We start from the raw sequence: 17819 nt of genomic DNA, 5'->3' as shown, positions 1-17819 counted from the left end.
AGTGAGGACGATGGAAGACTAAATTACAGTGGAAGAAGATCTGTGCAGTTTTGAGGGAACAGAGTTCCGAGAGGAACACTGAAACTTCAAAGGATCTGGTGATTATACCGGAGGGGTCCCACCCGTTCCCATCCCGAACACGGAAGTTAAGACCTCCAGGGCTGATGATACTTGGACCGCAGGGTCCTGGGAAAGTAAGTCGTTGCCAGGTAGTGCAGGAGACCATCGAGTACGATGGTCTCTTTGCTTTGGGGCAAATCACGCACCAGTGCGTGATTTGATCCCTCACAGGTACGGGTGTTAGCCACCCACACTGCAGGAGCATTCATCTCGAGAGGCAGCGTGGCGAAGGGCCCATTCGCCTTTCGTGTTGCCAGGTAAGAGAGAAATTTGATTTGCAAAGTACCATAACTTGCATATATCGGCCAGATTTCCAAACGTTTGGAAATTTGGCCTGTAAAGTGGCTGTGTGGCTTGACCGAAACAGTCATTGGCGTCGAGATTTCTACATGAGATGTATTGGAGATGAAAGGCATGATAGCTGGAGAAGGTTCGAATTCCTTAGTGAAAAGAGTTTTATGGATAGATATTCTGAAAGGACTAGGCATTATTGCTGTAGTGCTTGGTCATTCAGGTTATCAAAATGGCTATTTTATGTTCTTCTTTCACATGCCTTTATTTGTTTTTGCAAGTGGCTATTTGTATAAAAAGAATTTTAATATGTCATGGTGTGAAGCTTCAAAAAGAAAATTTAAGCATTTGATGGTTCCGTATATTGTTTATATGCTGCTTATAACGCTGATTATGTGCAGTTATAATCTAGTTGCTGGTGCGTCTCTTCCTAAGGCATTAAATCTGGATTGGCGGAGTCTGATCTTGGGTGGCAGCTTGCTCAATGGTGCTTATGGTGTGTTTTGGTTTGCAACATTTTTATTTACCGTCCAAATTCTATATGACTTTTTACAACGCAAAGTGAAATCTTCCTGGTTCTTAGGGTTAATTATTATAGCGTTCTATGGAATAGCTCATTGGGAATCGACAAATTACCAACACATCTTTGTACCAGGGAATGTGGATGTTGCTCTATTTGGAATTATCTTCTACGCTTTGGGGCATTTATTTCATGAAAAAGATTGGTTCAATAAAGAACGGGCCGGTCGATTATTGTTGCTCGGATCGATAGCTTACTTAGCCGTCTTTTTCTATTTGTATGGTGAAGGTATGATTCGCTTTGGCTTAGATTTAAAGCATCGCCAGTATTACTTTTGGGGTACGGTTATCTTAACCCCTTTATCCTGTACAATAATCATTGCATATTTAAGCAAGCTGCTTAGCCGCATTAAGGTGATCCGCACAGTGCTGGAGTTTTTAGGGCAGGCCACCATGGAGATAATGTATCTACATATTATGACCGGAATCATCATCAGTAGGTTTATCCCTTTGCCATGGTATTTATTTTTATTGGCTGGGCTGATCTTTCCTGGTATCTGGTATTATAGTTTACTAAAGCTCAAGGAGTTGAGAGATATCCGCAGCTACACTCGTTACTTTGCAAAAGAAAAAATCTAAAATATAATTAGAGGTGAGGTGCTATAATAAACTAGAAGTGGTGTAATAATGAACGAGCGGATCATTCGAAAAATTCAAGGTTTGGTTTTTCCCGCCTTACTGATTATACTATGGCAAGGCGTTAGTTATTTTGGCTGGGTTAACCCCTATCTTCTGCCTTCACCGGGTGATATTATAGGGGCATTTACGGAACTTTTATTCACCGGGGAGATTTTTATCCATATCAAATCAAGCCTTTTCAGACTGGGAGTGGGGATGGCAATTACCATGGTGCTTGCCGTTCCCCTTGGTTTGTTCATTGGACTTTTTAGCCGGGCGCAGAAATTTATTACTCCGACTTTAGCATTCTTGCAGCAAATCCCCACGATTGCCTGGATTCCTGTCTTTATTCTTTGGCTGGGCATTGGCGAGGGGATGAAGATTGCTCTGATGGTCTACGCAGCGTTTTTTCCTGTCTTTATTAACACATTATTTGGTATTCAATCCGTAGACCAGAAATTAAAAGAGGTGGCCCGGGCTTTTAGTTTAGGTTATCAGGCAAGGATTACTCATGTTTATCTCCCTTCGGCAGCACCCCATTTTTTTGTGGGTATACGGTTAGGCTTCAGCAACTGTTGGCGGGCCCTGGTAGCTGCCGAAATTATTGCTTCCGCAAAGGGATTAGGCTATCTGTTGATGGAGGGTAGAAATCTAGCCCAGTCGGAGTTGATTTTTGTTTCGATTTTTGTTATCGGCAGCCTTGGTGCATTGATTGACTACGGGATTAAGTACCTTGAACAAAGAGTATTACCTTGGCATAAAGCATAACAGAGGAGAAAAAATGAGGCCGCTTTTAGAGATTGACGGGTTAAGGAAAGAGTTTATCACCCCCAGAGCGAATACAACTGCCTTAGCAAAAGTATATATGACTGTAGCAGGGGGGGAGTTTATATGTCTGGTTGGGCCCAGCGGTTGTGGAAAAACAACCTTGCTGCGCCTTATAGCAGGCTTAGAGTTGCCTACAGCCGGCACAGTGTCCATCCTGGGCAAGAAAGTGCTGGAGCCTAGCCGCCAATGTGGGATGGTCTTTCAAGAACCGCGACTTTTCCCTTGGCTTACAGTGGCAGATAACATTGGGGTGGGAGTAAAGGGAAGACTTTCAGCTTCCGAGGTGGAAAAGACAGTGGGTTATCAGCTCGAACTGATCGGCTTAACTGATTTTGCCCAGGTATATCCCCATGAATTATCTGGTGGTATGGCCCAAAGGGTGGCTATCGCACGGGCCCTGGCCATTGATCCGGAGATTCTCCTTTTGGATGAACCCTTTTCAGCATTGGATGCTCTTACCCGTAGACGCATGCAAGATGAGATTTTACAACTTTGGCGAGCTACCGGCAAAACCATGATTATGGTAACTCATGACATCGATGAAGCTATTAATCTCGGACAACGGGTCTTGTTGTTTTCCCCTTCCCCCGGTCGAATCACTCACGTCTTTGATGTGGAAAAAGAGAAGCGGGCAGAGATTAAACGAGAAATCATGAGTTGCTTAACGCTATAATAAAAGCAAAGAAAGAAGGACTACCATTGCTAAAAAGAAAAACCTCATTCATTTATCTACTATGCCTGTTGCTGCTTTTGCTGGGAACACAGGGCTGCAGTGCGGCAAAGCAGGGTCAGCCGGAAGAAAAGAAGCCTCAGGCATTGACTCAGCTTAACGCATCCTACTCCACACGGCCCATTAACGTTCCTGCTATCGTTGCCCTCGACCAGCATAATTTTGAAAAAGGTTTTCAAGGGGAGGGTATCGCTTTTAAATGGACTGAGATTGCAGCGGGGCCGGCACAGCTTGAAGCTCTGGCTTCCAAGAGTATCGATATAAGCACCTCTATGAATTATGTTTCCGCTTTGTTGGCCAAAGCTAATGGCAACGATATCAAGGTCGTTGCCGGGTATTCCCAATTTCCTAAAGGGATCGCCATCGTCGCTCAAACTGAGCTTAATGTAAAAACATTAGCTGATCTGAAGGGTAAGAAAATTGCCCTGCAAAAGGGAACGATGCTCCATGAGTTCTTAATTAAGGCACTGGAAAAAGAGAACTTAAGCCCTGGAGACGTGGAAATGGTCGCGATGGAATCTGTAGATGCAGCTCCTGCCTTGATGGGCGGACAAATTGATGCGGCTATTTTACCTGAACCCCTTCTGATGAAAGTGGTCAGTTCAGGAAAAGGGACTTTAGTTCTGAATGCGGAAGGGCTGATAACCGGTCAAACCTTTATTGTAGCGAGAGCAGACTTTGCCCTGGAGCATCCCGAAGCCGTCAAAAGCTTTATTCAACTCCATGAGGAAAGTATTCATTGGGCTGAGCAGAACAAAGAGCAGTTTTACAGTGTTGCCGGTGAACAACTGAAGCTGGAGCCTAAAGCAGTGGAAGCGCTTTACCCGAAATTTATATTTTCCACGGAGATTAATTCGGAAATGATCCATGAACTTAAACTATCGGCACAGTTTCTGCAAGAGAATGGGTTTATCAAGCCAACAGTAAACACGGACCAATTGGTGGAGGATCTAGTGGATATGTCTTTCCTATAGGTTCTATGTTTCTATCCCATTCAGCAGAAGCCAAGCCCCATTAAGAGATACGAATCAACCGTTGACCCCCGATTTCGAACAGGAAAAGGTCTATATTGTGCCGCTTGCGGGAATATTCTTATTATTTAAAAAGATTTGGTGTACAATATAACTACCAAAGAGAGAGAGAAAAAAGGGGAGTGATACTGATGAAGGTTTATGTTGTGAAATGTATGGATACCAACTTTGTCAGCTCAATAGATAAGATTTTTCTTAATAAACAAGAAGCAGAAAGATATGCTGCTCTCCAAACGAAGAAATACGACTTTGTGACCTTTATGGTCACTGAATACCAGGTATTCAGTGATGGGAGTCAATGCAGCTTGGCAGTTTAACTCCATAGGGGCGTAAAGGACCATTTTAGGATGAAATGGTACAGAATAAGCAGGTTGCCTGGGCTTTAACAGGTAGCCTGCTTTATTTATATTTCATTAAAATAGATAGTTATCCAAAACTAAGAGAGCGGTTTAAAGCTCTCTTTACTTTTTATGAAAACGTGTTTATTCGTTAGGAAAAATGAACAAACTAAGCAATGTCAAGCACAATCTGTGAATACAAAAGGGAAAAGGTTAAAAAAAGGAGGAAGGTATCTTGAATTCCAGGAAAAAAATATTACTCGGATTACTGGTGCTCGCACTGGCTGTTACAGTGCTTATAGGTTGTAATAACCAAAAACCTGGCCCAGGGACAGCTGTTACACCGCCGCCAACGGATCAACAGCCTGTCGCCCAATATGTGGGCAGCGACAGCTGCAAAACCTGCCACGCTGAATATCATACTAATTTTGAGAAATCCCACCATGCCGTGGCCTTTAAGCCCCTATCGGATTACTCCTTAACCCAGCCTGCAGGTGAAATCAAGCTTTTTGATGCTAAGGCTACGGATAAGACAGGGAACCTTGATCTGGCCAATAAGGACCAAGTTTATGGAGTCATGATGGATCACTACATTGTTGCTAAGGCGCCTGAGGGTTTCACAGACAAGGTATATCGTGTCGCATCTCTTGAAAAGTCGGGAGATAAGTATGTCGTCAAACCTGCGAAAGAAGCAGATATTGATAAAGACGGCAAACCCGACTATACAGCAGAGAGCTATACATGCGGCAGCTGTCATTCACCAGGCATCGAACACAATTCAAAAGACTATGGCGTATCCTGTGAATCCTGTCATGGCCCCGGGGGAAACCATGTTACCGCTGCCAATAAAGCAGGGACGATGGATCCTAAAGCGGCGGTTAACGCCTGCAATTCCTGTCACGAAAGCAACCCGAGCAAGAATGACAAAGGAGTATGGACAGCCAATACTCACTATGGAACACGGGACTATTTTGCCAGCAAGCATGGACAAAGCGCTTCGATGAACTGTATGGCATGTCATGATTCCCATAAACCCAATGCCAGCGGCTTGCTTTTAAAAGCAGATAAAGCGCAGGACGTCTGTGCCAAGTGTCATGAAGGAAAATCCTTTGATCTTGATAAGATGATGTGGAAGAACCCAACCGACGCACGAGGGCACTTTACTAAAGACCATAGCTTTGGCGCCCTTCCCTACGATAAATTAGGGGATGATAAAAAGACACCTGAGATTGAGATTACCAATCAGGAAGCTATCGATTTGATCACCAAATTACTTCCAGAGGCCGCTAAAAAATAAATAAAACAGTAAATTATATGGCAATACAGACACCCTTGAAGTAGCAAGAGGATTTCTTACTACGATCAGGGGTGTCTTTCTTTAACTACCATTCGCAAGTTGAATAAAGCATTTTAGCTGAGATTCAAAGCAACTGAGGGGTGATTCATTGTATAGATAGAAAATTCATAATATTATGATAAAACATAGTATTATCATGCTAGGGATTTCAGGTGGGAGTGAGAATAATCAAAGGAGTGGGGATTATGAACGATCCGGTCTGGCATAATTGTTATGAAGATGGGGTACCTAAAAGTATCGAGATCGAGAACATATCGTTATACGAAATGTTCGAACGCAGCGCCCAAAACTTTGGACAGCGACCGGCTATAATTTTTGGCGGCAAGACCTGGACTTATACGGACATGGAGCGGGATGTCGAGCGTTTAGCTAAAGCGTTGATCAGACTTGGTGTCAAGCCTAAGGACCGAATTTCTATCAATATGCCCAACTCTGCAACCTGGATGATTAGTTTCTTTGCCATCATGAAAGTTGGTGCCATCGTAGTTCAGACCAACCCACTCTATGTTGAAGGCGAGCTAAAAGCACTTATGAATGACTCCGGTGCGATAGGTATGATTACTATTGCACCTCTCTACCCGAGAGTTCAGGGAATCCGTCAAGAAACATCGCTTAAGTGGGTTCTTGTAGAAGGTCTAAAGGCCATGGGTCTGGATGAAGGAGAAGGAACGTGTGACTTCCACGGTTGCTTCAATGATGACTCCGAGGTTGAGTGGACCAAGCCGGTTATCGATCCCCGGACAGATATTGCCGTGTTGCAATATACCGGAGGAACCACGGGCACCTCAAAGGGCGCCATGCTTTCCCACGGCAATCTTTATGCTAACGCTTACCAGATTTGGGAGTGGATTAAAGGCTCACCAGGACAAGAGAAATCCTTATGCGTCATTCCCCTGTTTCATATCTACGCCTTGTCCGTCTGTATGAGTACCTCAATTTTTGGGGGAAGTGCCGTGATTCCTGTTCCCAAATTCGATGCGGATCTTATCCTAAAACTTATTAATGATGAGAAGCCTACCCTTTATCCAGGAACGCCAACCATGTATGTAGCGTTGATTAACCATCCCAAGCTTAAAGAGCATGATGTTTCCTCCATAAGGGCATGTGTCAGTGGCTCGGCTCCCTTACCTGTGGAAGTCGCACTGCGTTTTGGGGAATTGACCGGCGGGAAGCTTGTGGAAGGCTATGGGTTATCTGAGGCCTCGCCTGTGACCCATATTAATCCTTTCCCCAGTGCCCGCGTAGGCTCCATTGGCACACCTGTCTCCAATACCCAAGCCAAGATTGTGGATATAGAGCTGGGAGATAAAGAGCTTTCTGTAGGGGAAGTAGGAGAACTGGCCGTTAAAGGCCCCCAGGTTATGCTGGGGTACTGGCAAAGAGAAAATGAGACCAGAGCGGTGCTGCGGGACGGATGGTTGTATACCGGTGATCTGGCCCGCATGGATGAAGATGGGTACTTTTATGTTGTCGATAGAAAAAAAGATATGATTATTACCGGTGGCTATAATGTTTATCCTCGTGAAATTGAAGAAGCATTGTATGCTCATCCTGCCGTCAGAGAAGCGATATGTGCAGGAGTTCCGGATTCATACTGGGGAGAGAAAGTAAAGGCTTATGTAGTGCTGAGAGAAGCACAGCAAGTCACAGAGGAAGAGCTCCTTAACTACTTGAAGAAAGAATTAGCCTCCTATAAAGTGCCTAAACAAATCGAAATCAGGGATAATCTGCCTAAGACAGCCGTTGGTAAAGTCCTGAGAAGATTCTTAGTTGAGGAAGAAAAACAAAAACTGGAAGAACAAGCGAAGGAGGCTTAAAGTGCCCTGTGAAATTTTGATAGGATTAAGGAAAAGAAGCGAGTGACAACTCGCTTCTTTTCCTTGTAAGTGCTCTCCAAAAGAGTCACCTCATTTGCAAGGGGAGCATGATGGCCGTCATGCTTTCCTTCCAATATTTAATTCGTCATTAATCCTTAATGTCGGCCCCTTTACCCATCTGATCTTCGGCAAATGCCACCATTTTTTTGACCATGTTGCCGCCGATTTGTCCGACTTCCCGGGTGGTCATATTTTCAAAGCCTCTCTCCTGGATGTCGTCGTCTAAATGGAGTTCCTCAGCAACCTCCCATTTAAGCTGATCTAATCGTTTTTCGGATTCAGGAACCATTGGCGTTTTATTGCTCATGTGACCTGCCTCCTTTTTTATAGAACATTGGGAAATTCTCAAGGGTCATTATTAAAGTAACCAAATTGAAGAATTCTATACATAACAAAAAAAGAGCCCAACGCGTTTGCTGGGCATAGAGCAGAGGGGTTAGATTGAGGAGGAGTGAAATGAGAAGGTAACTAATGTACCACACAAAATTAGATTGATGTGCATTTCACAATTAGATTGTAACCCATTTCGCAATCCTTGGCTAGCCCTTTTTAAAATTTCCGAATATTAAAATTATTTACTTAATACCTCATTCGAGTGTAGAATGTATTTACATGATTAGGCAGGGCAGAAAGCGGGTAAATTTATGACGACAGCTTATTTTATACATCTCAATGGCATCGTTCAAGGTGTAGGCTTTAGACCCTATGTCTATCGTTTAGCTCATGAAATGGGAATTAAAGGGTGGGTGAACAATTCCAGTCATGGAGTTTATATTCATGCTGAAGGTTCACACGTTCCGGTTTTCTATAGGCGTTTGCTTCAAGAAGTGCCCCCTTTAGCCAAGATTACTCATGAAGAATACCGTGAAGTGGCCTTTGGTAATTATGCAGACTTTGCAATCCTGCAAAGCCAGGAGGAAGGGCAAGCCGATGTGCTCATTTCTCCGGATATAGCTACCTGTGGAGACTGTCTGGCTGAGCTCAGGGATGCAAAGGATTTGCGTTATCGATATCCTTTTATCAACTGCACTAATTGCGGACCCCGTTACACAATTATTCAAGATGTACCCTATGACCGGGCCCAGACGACGATGCAAGCCTTTCCCATGTGCCCTGTCTGCGCTCAGGAATACGAAGAGCCCCTGAACCGCCGCTTTCATGCACAGCCTGTAGCCTGTTCCCAATGCGGTCCTGCGGTTCAGCTTTTGAATGCTCAAGGTGATATCTGCACAGGTCTGGGCATTGAACAGATAGCCCGGGGAGAAATTATAGCTATCAAAGGGTTAGGCGGATTTCATTTAGTCTGTGATGCAGGAAATCCGACAGCTGTTCAACGCTTGCGTCAGCGCAAAGAAAGAGGAGCTAAGCCTTTTGCTTTAATGGCCCGCAATCTTGAGGTCATTGGCAGATATCTTAAAGTCTCTTTAATAGAGGAAGAGCTGTTAAAGAGCTCAGCAGCTCCTATCGTTGTCTTAGAAAGAAAAAAGGAAAGCGGGAATTATTTTCCTGATGAATTGGCCCCAGGGCTTCATACCTTGGGAGTGATGCTCCCTTATACTCCTCTCCATGCCCTGCTTTTCGATGGAGCCTTTGATTTTTTGGTGATGACCAGTGGGAATCTCAGTGGGCGTCCCTTGATTTATACTAATGAAGAGGCTGTCCGGGAGCTTAAAGGGATCGCCGACTATTTTCTCCTTCATAATCGGGATATTTTTCATCCCTGTGATGATTCTGTGGTTCAAGTCATTGGAGATGAGGCCGTCTTGCACCGGCGGGCCCGCGGTTATGTTCCGCTCCCTCAGAAATGTCCTCAGGATTTCAAGGCTTCAATCTTAGGGGTAGGCGGAGAATTAAAAAATGCCTTTTGCCTGGGAGCCAAAGACAGAGCCTTTACCAGCCAATATATCGGAGATATGGAAGGGTACGAGAATTTTCAGCGTTTTCGTCAGGAGCTGGCTTCCTTCCAAAAAGTAGTGCAAATTGTGCCTGAGGTGGTAGCCTATGATGCCCACCCCGATTTCCAGACCACACAGTTTGCTTTGGCAGGCTCCTGGCCACAGAAAATAAAAGTGCAGCACCATCACGCCCATTTAGTGAGTGTCTTGGGAGAGCATGGCATCACAGCCCCTGCCTTAGGTGTGGTGTGTGACGGGACAGGCTGGGGTGAAGATCGGCGAATCTGGGGATTTGAGTTTTTGAAGGGAAATGCTGAAGGATACCGGCGTTTGGCTCATTTGGAATATCTGCCCTTACCTGGAGGAGATGCCGGAGCCAAACATCCCTTGCGGATTGCCTATGCCTATGGAAAAACCCTGCTCTCTGAGCAGGAGTGGCTGATGACGGAAAGATTATGGGAAAGGCTTGCTGCGGCTGAACAGAAGATCCTCGATCAACAGCTGGAGAAAAGGCTTCAGATCTTTGAGACATCCAGTGGAGGCAGGCTATTCGATGCTGTGAGCGCTTTGCTGGGTATCTGTACAAGCGTTACCTATGAAGGGCAGGCCGCTATTGAATTAGAGAGCAAGGCTGCACAGTGGTTCTGCAAAAACAGTGAAGATGAGCTTTCATATAGCAAAATCTCCCCAAAGATTGATGACCTTGAGCCACGCTACCTTATAGAATGGGCTGAGGATGGGGAATGCTTAATCTTAAAGGTGAAGGAACTCTATTGGGGTATTATTCAGGATGTACTTGACGGGAAAGAGCCAGGTTTTATAGCTTATCATTTTCACGATTCTCTGGCTCACGGGATTGTTCGGACGGTGCTTAAGCTTCAGGTTGGTGAAGGTCCCCTTGTTCTGACAGGTGGGGTTTTTCAGAATAAACTTTTAACGGAAAAGGTATTGGTACTATGCAAAGCCTTCGGGATCCAAGTCATCCGTGCCAAGGAGCTGCCGCCGGGTGATGGGGGATTAGCCTTAGGTCAAATATTGATAGGAAATGAGAGGTGCTCATAATGTGTATAGCTATTCCTGCCCGGGTGGTATCCGTGGATGAAATGATGGCCAAAGTTGATATGATGGGCAACGAACGTATTGTCGGAACCCATTTGGTACCAGATGTGCAGGTGGGGGATTATGTTTTGGTTCACGCCGGGTTTGCTATTGAAATCGTTGACCCTCAGTATGCTAAAGAGACAGAAGAATTACTGATAGAGGAAGCGAATGCACGTGAATAATTATAATTCAAAGCAATCTGTCAAAGAAGTGGCGGCAGGCTATCTAAAAGAAATTAGGGAATTGGCCGCAGTCCCCTATACGGTTATGGAAGTATGTGGAACCCATACTGTGGCCATTGCCAAGAATGCCTTGCGGGATTTGCTGCCGGCTCAGATTCGCTTGGTCTCCGGGCCGGGGTGTCCTGTATGTGTTACAGACAGCAGCGATATTGATCAGTTTCTCTATCTGGCGGCTCAGCCTCATGTCATTACCGCAACCTTTGGCGATATGATTCGGGTGCCCGGCTCGCAAAAGAGTCTGCAGATGCTGCGTGGCGAAGGTGCGGATATCCGCATTGTCTACTCTACACTGGACGCCTTGGACCTGGCCCGGAAGAACCCTGGCAAAGAAGTGGTCTTTCTCGGCGTGGGCTTTGAGACCACGGTTCCCACGGTGTGTGTAAGCATTGAACAGGCTCAAAAGGAAGATATCAGGAATTACAGTATTTTATCTATGCATAAGCTTGTGCCCCCTGTGCTGCGTGCCTTAGCAGAGGATCCGGAGACAGAAGTGGATGGGTTCCTGGATCCCGGTCATGCCTGCGCTATTATTGGCAGCGAAGCCTTGGCCTTCATGGCTGAGGACTATGGCATGCCTGGAGTGGTTACTGGTTTTGAAGCTCTGGATATTCTGGAGGGGTTGGTCATGCTCCTCCGGCAAAGAGACCAAGGTCGCGCGGAGATAGAAATACAGTATGATAAGATAGTGAAACCGGAAGGCAATCGGGTAGCTCAGGCTCTGATCCATAAGATCTTTGAACCGGTTGATGCAGCATTTCGGGGACTCGGTATCATTCCTCTGGGAGGGCTGGGACTGCGTAAGGAATATGCGGATTGGGATGCGGCGAAAAAATTTGCGCTCCCGGAGTTTGAGACTGTGGAAATCCCCGGCTGCCGCTGTGGGAACGTTCTTAAGGGGCAGATTACTCCACCCGAGTGTCCATTATTTGCCCGTAAGTGTACCCCCTTGTCTCCTGTAGGGCCTTGCATGGTTTCCTCAGAAGGGTCTTGTGCAGCTTATTACCGGTATGCGCAAAGGAGTGGGATATAAATGGAGCGAATTATTATGGCTCATGGCAGCGGGGGACGTTTAAGCCATCAATTGGTTCAGGAGATTTTTCAAAGACATCTGAGCAATGATTTCCTTAATCAGATGAATGATGCCACCTGCCTGCCCGGAAGTGAAAAACTGGCTATAACCACGGATTCATTTGTGGTTTCACCGATTTTTTTTCGGGGGGGAGATATTGGTAAGTTAGCTGTTTGCGGCACCATCAATGACTTGGCCGTAGCGGGGGCTCAGCCCCGCTACCTTTCCCTGGCAGTGATCCTGGAAGAAGGATTTCCGATCGACGATCTCGAAAGAATTGTCATGAGCATTGCCGTGACATCCCGTCAGGCCGGTGTAGCCATTGTCTGCGGGGATACTAAGGTCGTAGAGCGGGGCAGTGCGGATAAAATTTTCATCAATACCACGGGGATAGGGAGTGTTCAAGAGCGGTTGGTAGGACCTCACTGTATCAAACCGGGGGATTATGTCCTGATCAGCGGTACCCTTGGCGATCATGGGATTTCCATTCTTGCCGATCGGGAGGGGCTGGAATTTGAGACCCCTGTCATCAGTGATTGTGCACCTTTAAATCATCTTATCGATAGCTTTTATATGCCGGGAGTGCATTGCATGCGTGACCCTACCCGGGGCGGTGTCGGTACAACTTTGAATGAGCTGGCCCGTCAGGCCCAGGTCAGCATCCTTCTTGAAGAAGAAAAGCTGCCCCTCAACCCTGGAGTTGCCGGAGCTTGTGGAATGCTGGGATTGGATCCTCTCTACCTTGCCAATGAGGGGAAAGTTCTGGTGATCGTTTCACCGGAAGCCGCGGAAAGGGTCTTAACTCAGATGAGAGCTCATCCCCTTGGCAAAGAGGCCGCAGTTATCGGCAGGGTTGAAGAAGCCGATCCGGGACTTGTCCTGCTGGAGACTCCCCTGGGAGGAAAACGAATCGTAGGAATGCTTGAAGGTGAGCACCTGCCAAGGATTTGCTGAATCAAGGGGACAGGTACCATTTTTCAGGGAAATCGCGCCTTGAGGAAAGAGAATATTGACATAACAAAGAAATGTTGGAGGTTGGGGATGAGAATTGCGGTTATTGATGGACAAGGCGGAGGAATGGGGAAGCATATCGTGGAACAATTGCGTAAACGCATGCCGGATCTGGAGATATTAGCCCTCGGAACCAATGCTTTAGCCACAGGTGCTATGCTCAAAGCAGGTGCTACAGAAGGCGCTTCCGGTGAAGCAGCCATCTGCTATAATGCCCATCGGGTGGATATTATAGCAGGCTCTTTAGCTATTGCCACAGTTCATGGTCTGCTGGGTGAGATTACACCAGGGATAGCCGGAGCAATATCCTCAAGTCCGGCTCTGAAGCTTCTCATACCTATCCAAAGAAGCAATACAATGCTCACAGGAGTTACCCGTATGCCTTTGCCCCATCATGTCGAGCAATTGGTGGATGAGGTGGCCGCAAGGGTGAAGGAATAAAAAGGAAGTAACAAGGGAGACCGCTGACTAAGCAGTTGCGGCCTCCCTTTGTTGTACTTTGAAAAAGACCCCCAAAAAAGACCTGCAAGCAGTAGCTTTACGCACAAGAGGGAACGGATTTAGCGGAGGGGTGGTCAAGTCAACAAAGCGAGTTGACTAGCTCAGGAGCTATGGAGTACGTGAGTCTCCGATCAAGAAACCTTCCGGTGGAAGGTTTCTTGAGATCACGCCCGAAGGTCCGTTGTGCGTAAAGCTACGTGACCCTAATCTGTGGGCTTCTTATCATTGTTTTTATTGTCTGGAAGCGGTGTAGCACCGCCTGAGGCTTCATTGGCAGTTCCTGCGCCCGGGGTTTGACCGGCATCGGGATTAGCCGCACCACCGGCAGCAGTACTAACGGCCAGATTAGCCTGCAGCTGGGCCTGACGGGCAAAGTCGATTCCTTCACCCAGCACACGCAGGGCTTCATTAGGACTGTGGAAGCCCATGCTGTTTTCGGCGGCAATGTAATCCCAGCGCCACTGAGCTTTGCGGTGCAGATCCCGGGCTTTACTCATGGCATCGGCTTTGGCAGTGGCATTTTTATCGGCAGCCTTGATAGCATCCATGGCGTCAGCCAGGGCGTTTTCCAGAACCGTCCGTGTCGCAAAGACTTTATCCTGAGTGGTTATGACTTGATTTTTCAGGTATTCCTCGCTTTGGCGATGACAGGTTTGGCATGACTCACTGATGCTGTTGAGGGGGCTTTGCAGATGATGGGAGGAGATCTTGGATGTTCCTTCTTTAACGTAGGGCATATGGCAGTCGGCACAAGCTACTCCGTTAGCGGCGTGGACTCCTGTTGAAAACAGCTCATAATCAGGATGCTGGGCTTTCAGCATAGGCGCTCCGGTTTCGGCATGGTTCCAATCTTTGAAATTGATCTCTTCGTAGTATTTTTCCGCGTCATTGGCGGTGAGGCCATATTTCCAGGGATAGGTCACTCTTTTGGTCTCAGGTTCAAAATAGTATTCCACATGGCACTGGGCACACACCATTGTACGCATTTCCTGGCGGCTGAGTTGGTTGGGATCGATGCCGCGTTCTTTGAGGGCATTGAGCAAGGTAACCCGGGTAATGCGCAGATTCATGGTCTCAGGATCATGGCAATCCGCACAGGCAATGGGCATAGTGATTTGATCTTTGAGCTGCAAGAAGGGCGTGGACCAGAAGTCATCCCCCATTTGCTCGATTGATCCGGGAACCTGAGGGCTTTTGCAGTTCCAACAGGAGCTGATGGTTTTTTCATTAACCCGCAGTGTGGTTGTTACATCCTCAAGGGCGTAGACATGACCCCTCTCGTCATTGTAGTCTTCCGAGAATCCATAACCGGCAAAAAGTCTTTTTTCGATGGGGTATTTTTCAAGATGGGATTCCGGTAATGAACCTCCATATTTGGAGTTGCCCTTGGTCATTTCCTTCTGTTTGTTTTGGCTGGCGTATTGATCGGGATAGACCTTTCCCCAGGTCTCGGAATCAAGGGCTCCTTCCGGGATAGTGGCGGCGGTCCGCGGCGAAGGAGTAATTTGCGAAGCACAGCCGAAGGCCAGCACAGATGAAACGGCTAAGAACAATGAGACAAGTAAAAAGCTTTTCCAAGATTTACGCATTTATGAGCCTCCAATCGAGTGAAGTGGTGTGGAAATGGTTTGTATGCTAAAGGATTGAGTCCCTTGTCCGTGAGGAGTATTTCGATGACAATCAAAGCACTGAGGACCATCTGAGATCCGGATGTTGGCTACCACATCTTGATGACAGCGTAGACAGTTCTTCTGAATGACATCTTGGCTCCATTCTGAAGTATGTAAGACGACCGGTTGAGCAAAGGTGTTTTTATAAACATCCTTCATTCCGGAATATCCCTTATAGATCAGGGAATAGGCTATATTAGGACCATGATAAAGATGACAGTCGCCGCACCCCACAAGTTCTTCTCGATGAACGCTGTGCAGTTGCGTTTCATAAGCCTCTTCCATAATGTGACAGGTCGTCCCGCAATAATGAGTGGTTGAAGTGTACTCATAGATGTAGGCTATAAAACCGACGAATACTGCCAGGACGGGTATACTGATGACAAGAAGTTTTTTATATTTGCGTGGTATGGGTGACAAAACAAAACCTCCTCTCTGTTTTTGTTTTTAGTATGAGGTGCCGGCAGATTTTTCATTCCCTTCAAATAGCTTTACAGGCAAAAATTCTCTATGGTACAATAAGCCTTGGACTAAACAAAGGAGGAGTCACTGTGTCTGGACATTCTAAATGGGCGAATATTAAACATAAAAAAGCAAAAGCTGATGCACAAAAAGGAAAAATCTTTACCAAGCTTGGCAGAGAGCTCATTGTGGCTGCAAGGGCCGGCGGTGGAGACCCTAATAATAATTTCCGCTTGAAAATTGCGATTGATAATGCTAAATCTGCTAATATGCCGAACGATAATATTCAAAGAGCGATCCAAAAAGGTGTGGGCGGCGGCGAAGGAGAAAGCTATGAGGAACTCCGGTATGAAGGCTATGGTCCGGGCGGAGTAGCCATCATGGTGGATATCATGACCGATAACCGCAATCGTACGGCCGGTGAAGTGCGCCATATCTTCTCCAAGCATGGTGGAAACCTGGGAGAAACAGGCTGTGTAAACTGGATGTTCACTGAAAAGGGTCAACTGATGATGCTTAAAGAAGATCTAAAATGTGATGAAGATGAACTGATGATGCTTGTCCTCGAAGCCGGCGCAGAGGATTTGCAGCAGGATGAAGAGAGTTTTGTGGTGTATACGGCTCCCGCTGATATGGAAGCAGTGCGGCAGGCTTTGCTCGATCAAGGTATTGCCATCGAGGAAGCAAAGATTAACCAAGTTCCCCAAAATACCATTGAGATCGCTGATCTGGAGCAGGCGAAAAAGCTGGTCCGTATGATGGAACTTCTGGAAGACCACGATGATTCCCAGGGAGTCTATGCTAACTTTGAGTTTGCAGACTCAATTGACGAAGAGGAACTGGACTGATTGGACTAACTGACTGATTGGAAGGATTGAACGAGACTTCTTTCAGTGATCAAGAGTTCTGCACTGTGTCATCGGTGCAGAACTCTTTGTTTTCCTTATAGCTTAAAATCCTCTCTTACGACTTTCCTTCCCTGAATAGGACATACTAAAAAAACACGATCAGAGATGTGTTGTTTTTGCTGATGCCACAAAGTGAGGGAAAGGGAGATGAGCTTTATGCACCCTGAAAGGATCTATTTTGAGCCGGCGGTTCTGAACTATGAGCTAGGGAGGCAACTCCAAGCTAAATACGCCACTGTCCCCTGGGAGCCCATCGAGAGCCATAACAATATTGAGAAATTGCGCAAGAATCCTAATCACGAATTTCCGCGTATGAAGCGCCTGCTTATTCTCGGCGTTAGAAAATCCTTAAAGTACACTCCAAATCAAAAGGTTTCCGACTTTCTTGTCCCTTATACGTCCTCCGGCTGCAGTGCCATGTGCCTTTATTGCTACTTGGTATGCAATTATAATAAGTGCTCTTACCTGCGCTTGTTTGTAAATCGTGAACAGATGATGGATAAACTGATCAAGACAGCTGACCAAGGAGAGGGTGAACTGGTTTTTGAGATTGGCAGCAACAGCGATCTCGTTTTGGAAAATACCATCACAGGGAACCTGGAGTGGACTATAGAAGAGTTTGCCAAAAAGGAAAGAGGTTATCTGACCTTTCCCACCAAGTTTGATAGGGTTGAACCGTTGTTGGCCTTAAATCATCGGGAGAGAATTATCTTTCGCATGAGCGTAAACCCTGAGGAGATCATTCAAAAAGTAGAGTTGGGAACATCGCCATTAAAGGCCAGGCTCCAGGCGCTGAACCAAATGGCTGAGGCAGGATACAGAGTGGGCATGCTCATTGCCCCTGTGGTGCTGGTGGATCATTGGCAGGAGCTTTACGCCCGATTGATCGAACAGCTGGCCGAGCTGATCACTCCGCAAGCCAAGAAAAAACTGTTTATCGAAGTCATCTTCATGACCTATAGCTTTATCCACCGGGCTATCAATCAAGAGGCTTTTCCCAAAGCAGTGGAGCTATATGATCAATCCCTCATGACGGGGAGAGGCCGGGGGAAGTACTGGTACAAAGAAACAGTCCGGGCGAGTGGTGAAGAGTTCCTGCGGAAAGAGCTGGCGGAAAAGTTAAAGGGGATTCCGATCCTTTATGTAGTCTGATATGTCGTTGATCTGTAGTTTAAACTAATGTTAAAGGTG

17 protein-coding genes and 1 rRNA gene are annotated in these 17819 nt (G+C 46.4%); 15 read left to right on the top strand and 3 right to left on the bottom strand.

Going from position 1 to position 17819, the window contains the following annotated elements; genetic code table 11:
- The first annotated feature begins 94 nt into the window (after positions 1 to 94).
- The 8 genes from rrf to BUA14_RS15975 all read left to right on the top strand — a co-directional run bounded on the left by rrf (position 95) and on the right by BUA14_RS15975 (position 7709).
- Positions 95 to 211 (top strand): 5S ribosomal RNA (gene rrf / locus BUA14_RS16010).
- A gap of 323 nt (positions 212 to 534) precedes the next feature.
- The gene (locus tag BUA14_RS16005) at positions 535 to 1569 is read left to right on the top strand and encodes an acyltransferase family protein (RefSeq protein WP_072773520.1); all 1035 of its coding nucleotides are present in this window, start codon (positions 535 to 537) and stop codon (positions 1567 to 1569) included.
- A gap of 48 nt (positions 1570 to 1617) precedes the next feature.
- The gene (locus tag BUA14_RS16000) at positions 1618 to 2376 is read left to right on the top strand and encodes an ABC transporter permease (protein ID WP_072773519.1); all 759 of its coding nucleotides are present in this window, start codon (positions 1618 to 1620) and stop codon (positions 2374 to 2376) included.
- 13 nt (positions 2377 to 2389) lie between these two features.
- A complete protein-coding gene (locus BUA14_RS15995) occupies positions 2390 to 3109 on the top strand; it encodes an ABC transporter ATP-binding protein (RefSeq protein WP_072773518.1) in 720 nt (239 codons plus the stop codon).
- Between the two features lie 26 nt (positions 3110 to 3135).
- On the top strand, positions 3136 to 4140 hold the full coding sequence (locus BUA14_RS15990) for an NrtA/SsuA/CpmA family ABC transporter substrate-binding protein (RefSeq protein WP_072773517.1): 1005 nt from the start codon (positions 3136 to 3138) through the stop codon (positions 4138 to 4140).
- Positions 4141 to 4328: 188 nt separating this feature from the next.
- Positions 4329 to 4514: a hypothetical protein gene (locus BUA14_RS15985; RefSeq protein WP_015944696.1), complete on the top strand. Its 186-nt coding sequence runs from the start codon at positions 4329 to 4331 to the stop codon at positions 4512 to 4514.
- A gap of 256 nt (positions 4515 to 4770) precedes the next feature.
- Positions 4771 to 5832, top strand: coding sequence for a cytochrome c3 family protein (locus BUA14_RS15980; protein WP_072773516.1), 1062 nt, complete (start codon positions 4771 to 4773; stop codon positions 5830 to 5832).
- A 245-nt stretch (positions 5833 to 6077) separates the two neighbouring features.
- Positions 6078 to 7709, top strand: a complete 1632-nt coding sequence (locus BUA14_RS15975; RefSeq protein WP_072773515.1) for a long-chain-fatty-acid--CoA ligase — start codon at positions 6078 to 6080, stop codon at positions 7707 to 7709.
- A 148-nt stretch (positions 7710 to 7857) separates the two neighbouring features.
- Here BUA14_RS15975 and BUA14_RS15970 read toward each other — a convergent pair whose 3' ends face one another.
- Positions 7858 to 8076, bottom strand: a complete 219-nt coding sequence (locus BUA14_RS15970; protein WP_072773514.1) for an alpha/beta-type small acid-soluble spore protein — start codon at positions 8074 to 8076, stop codon at positions 7858 to 7860.
- A 337-nt stretch (positions 8077 to 8413) separates the two neighbouring features.
- Between BUA14_RS15970 and hypF the strand changes: the two genes are divergently transcribed.
- The 5 genes from hypF (at position 8414) to BUA14_RS15945 (ending at position 13528) form a co-directional block, all read left to right on the top strand.
- Positions 8414 to 10726 (top strand): carbamoyltransferase HypF, encoded by a 2313-nt coding sequence (gene hypF / locus BUA14_RS15965; RefSeq protein ID WP_072773513.1) that lies wholly within the window; start codon positions 8414 to 8416, stop codon positions 10724 to 10726.
- Complete coding sequence (locus BUA14_RS15960; RefSeq protein WP_072773512.1) at positions 10726 to 10947, top strand: HypC/HybG/HupF family hydrogenase formation chaperone; 222 nt, start codon at positions 10726 to 10728, stop codon at positions 10945 to 10947. The genes hypF and BUA14_RS15960 overlap by 1 nt, the downstream gene beginning before the upstream one ends.
- A complete protein-coding gene (gene hypD, locus BUA14_RS15955; RefSeq protein WP_072773511.1) occupies positions 10934 to 12037 on the top strand; it encodes a hydrogenase formation protein HypD in 1104 nt (367 codons plus the stop codon). The genes BUA14_RS15960 and hypD overlap by 14 nt, the downstream gene beginning before the upstream one ends.
- Positions 12038 to 13030: a hydrogenase expression/formation protein HypE gene (gene hypE / locus BUA14_RS15950; RefSeq protein WP_072773510.1), complete on the top strand. Its 993-nt coding sequence runs from the start codon at positions 12038 to 12040 to the stop codon at positions 13028 to 13030.
- 87 nt (positions 13031 to 13117) lie between these two features.
- The gene (locus tag BUA14_RS15945; protein WP_072773509.1) at positions 13118 to 13528 is read left to right on the top strand and encodes a DUF3842 family protein; all 411 of its coding nucleotides are present in this window, start codon (positions 13118 to 13120) and stop codon (positions 13526 to 13528) included.
- 263 nt (positions 13529 to 13791) lie between these two features.
- On the opposite strand, the gene BUA14_RS15940 is transcribed toward BUA14_RS15945, so the two are convergent.
- Both BUA14_RS15940 and BUA14_RS15935 read right to left on the bottom strand, forming a co-directional pair.
- Positions 13792 to 15177 carry an ammonia-forming cytochrome c nitrite reductase subunit c552 gene (locus BUA14_RS15940; protein WP_072773508.1) on the bottom strand — a complete coding sequence of 462 codons (1386 nt, stop codon included), beginning with the start codon at positions 15175 to 15177 and terminating at the stop codon, positions 13792 to 13794.
- Positions 15178 to 15678, bottom strand: coding sequence for a cytochrome c3 family protein (locus tag BUA14_RS15935; RefSeq protein WP_072773507.1), 501 nt, complete (start codon positions 15676 to 15678; stop codon positions 15178 to 15180).
- Positions 15679 to 15809: 131 nt separating this feature from the next.
- On the opposite strand from BUA14_RS15935, the gene BUA14_RS15930 reads away from it, so the two are divergent.
- Positions 15810 to 16568, top strand: coding sequence for a YebC/PmpR family DNA-binding transcriptional regulator (locus BUA14_RS15930; protein WP_072773506.1), 759 nt, complete (start codon positions 15810 to 15812; stop codon positions 16566 to 16568).
- A 207-nt stretch (positions 16569 to 16775) separates the two neighbouring features.
- Positions 16776 to 17780, top strand: a complete 1005-nt coding sequence (locus BUA14_RS15925) for an SPL family radical SAM protein (RefSeq protein ID WP_072773505.1) — start codon at positions 16776 to 16778, stop codon at positions 17778 to 17780.
- The last annotated feature ends 39 nt before the right edge of the window (positions 17781 to 17819 follow it).

Origin of the sequence: Desulfitobacterium chlororespirans DSM 11544 (genome assembly GCF_900143285.1) — a bacterium.
GTDB classification, from domain to species: Bacteria; Bacillota; Desulfitobacteriia; order Desulfitobacteriales; family Desulfitobacteriaceae; genus Desulfitobacterium; species Desulfitobacterium chlororespirans.
The sequence above is the reverse complement of the archived record's forward strand: the minus strand, read 5'-3'. Positions and strand labels throughout refer to the sequence as shown.

Bases quoted from the DNA above. Each gene is read 5' to 3' on its own strand.
- BUA14_RS15945 (WP_072773509.1), top strand. From the start codon at position 13,118: ATGAGAATTGCGGTTATTGATGGACAAGGCGGAGGAATGGGGAAGCAT.
- BUA14_RS15975 (WP_072773515.1), top strand. From the start codon at position 6,078: ATGAACGATCCGGTCTGGCATAATTGTTATGAAGATGGGGTACCTAAA.
- BUA14_RS15925 (WP_072773505.1), top strand. From the start codon at position 16,776: ATGAGCTTTATGCACCCTGAAAGGATCTATTTTGAGCCGGCGGTTCTG.
- hypD (WP_072773511.1), top strand. From the start codon at position 10,934: ATGCACGTGAATAATTATAATTCAAAGCAATCTGTCAAAGAAGTGGCG.
- BUA14_RS16000 (WP_072773519.1), top strand. From the start codon at position 1,618: ATGAACGAGCGGATCATTCGAAAAATTCAAGGTTTGGTTTTTCCCGCC.
- BUA14_RS15940 (WP_072773508.1), bottom strand. From the start codon at position 15,177: ATGCGTAAATCTTGGAAAAGCTTTTTACTTGTCTCATTGTTCTTAGCC.
- hypF (WP_072773513.1), top strand. From the start codon at position 8,414: ATGACGACAGCTTATTTTATACATCTCAATGGCATCGTTCAAGGTGTA.
- hypE (WP_072773510.1), top strand. From the start codon at position 12,038: ATGGAGCGAATTATTATGGCTCATGGCAGCGGGGGACGTTTAAGCCAT.
- BUA14_RS15960 (WP_072773512.1), top strand. From the start codon at position 10,726: ATGTGTATAGCTATTCCTGCCCGGGTGGTATCCGTGGATGAAATGATG.
- BUA14_RS15985 (WP_015944696.1), top strand. From the start codon at position 4,329: ATGAAGGTTTATGTTGTGAAATGTATGGATACCAACTTTGTCAGCTCA.
- BUA14_RS15995 (WP_072773518.1), top strand. From the start codon at position 2,390: ATGAGGCCGCTTTTAGAGATTGACGGGTTAAGGAAAGAGTTTATCACC.
- BUA14_RS15970 (WP_072773514.1), bottom strand. From the start codon at position 8,076: ATGAGCAATAAAACGCCAATGGTTCCTGAATCCGAAAAACGATTAGAT.
- BUA14_RS16005 (WP_072773520.1), top strand. From the start codon at position 535: ATGATAGCTGGAGAAGGTTCGAATTCCTTAGTGAAAAGAGTTTTATGG.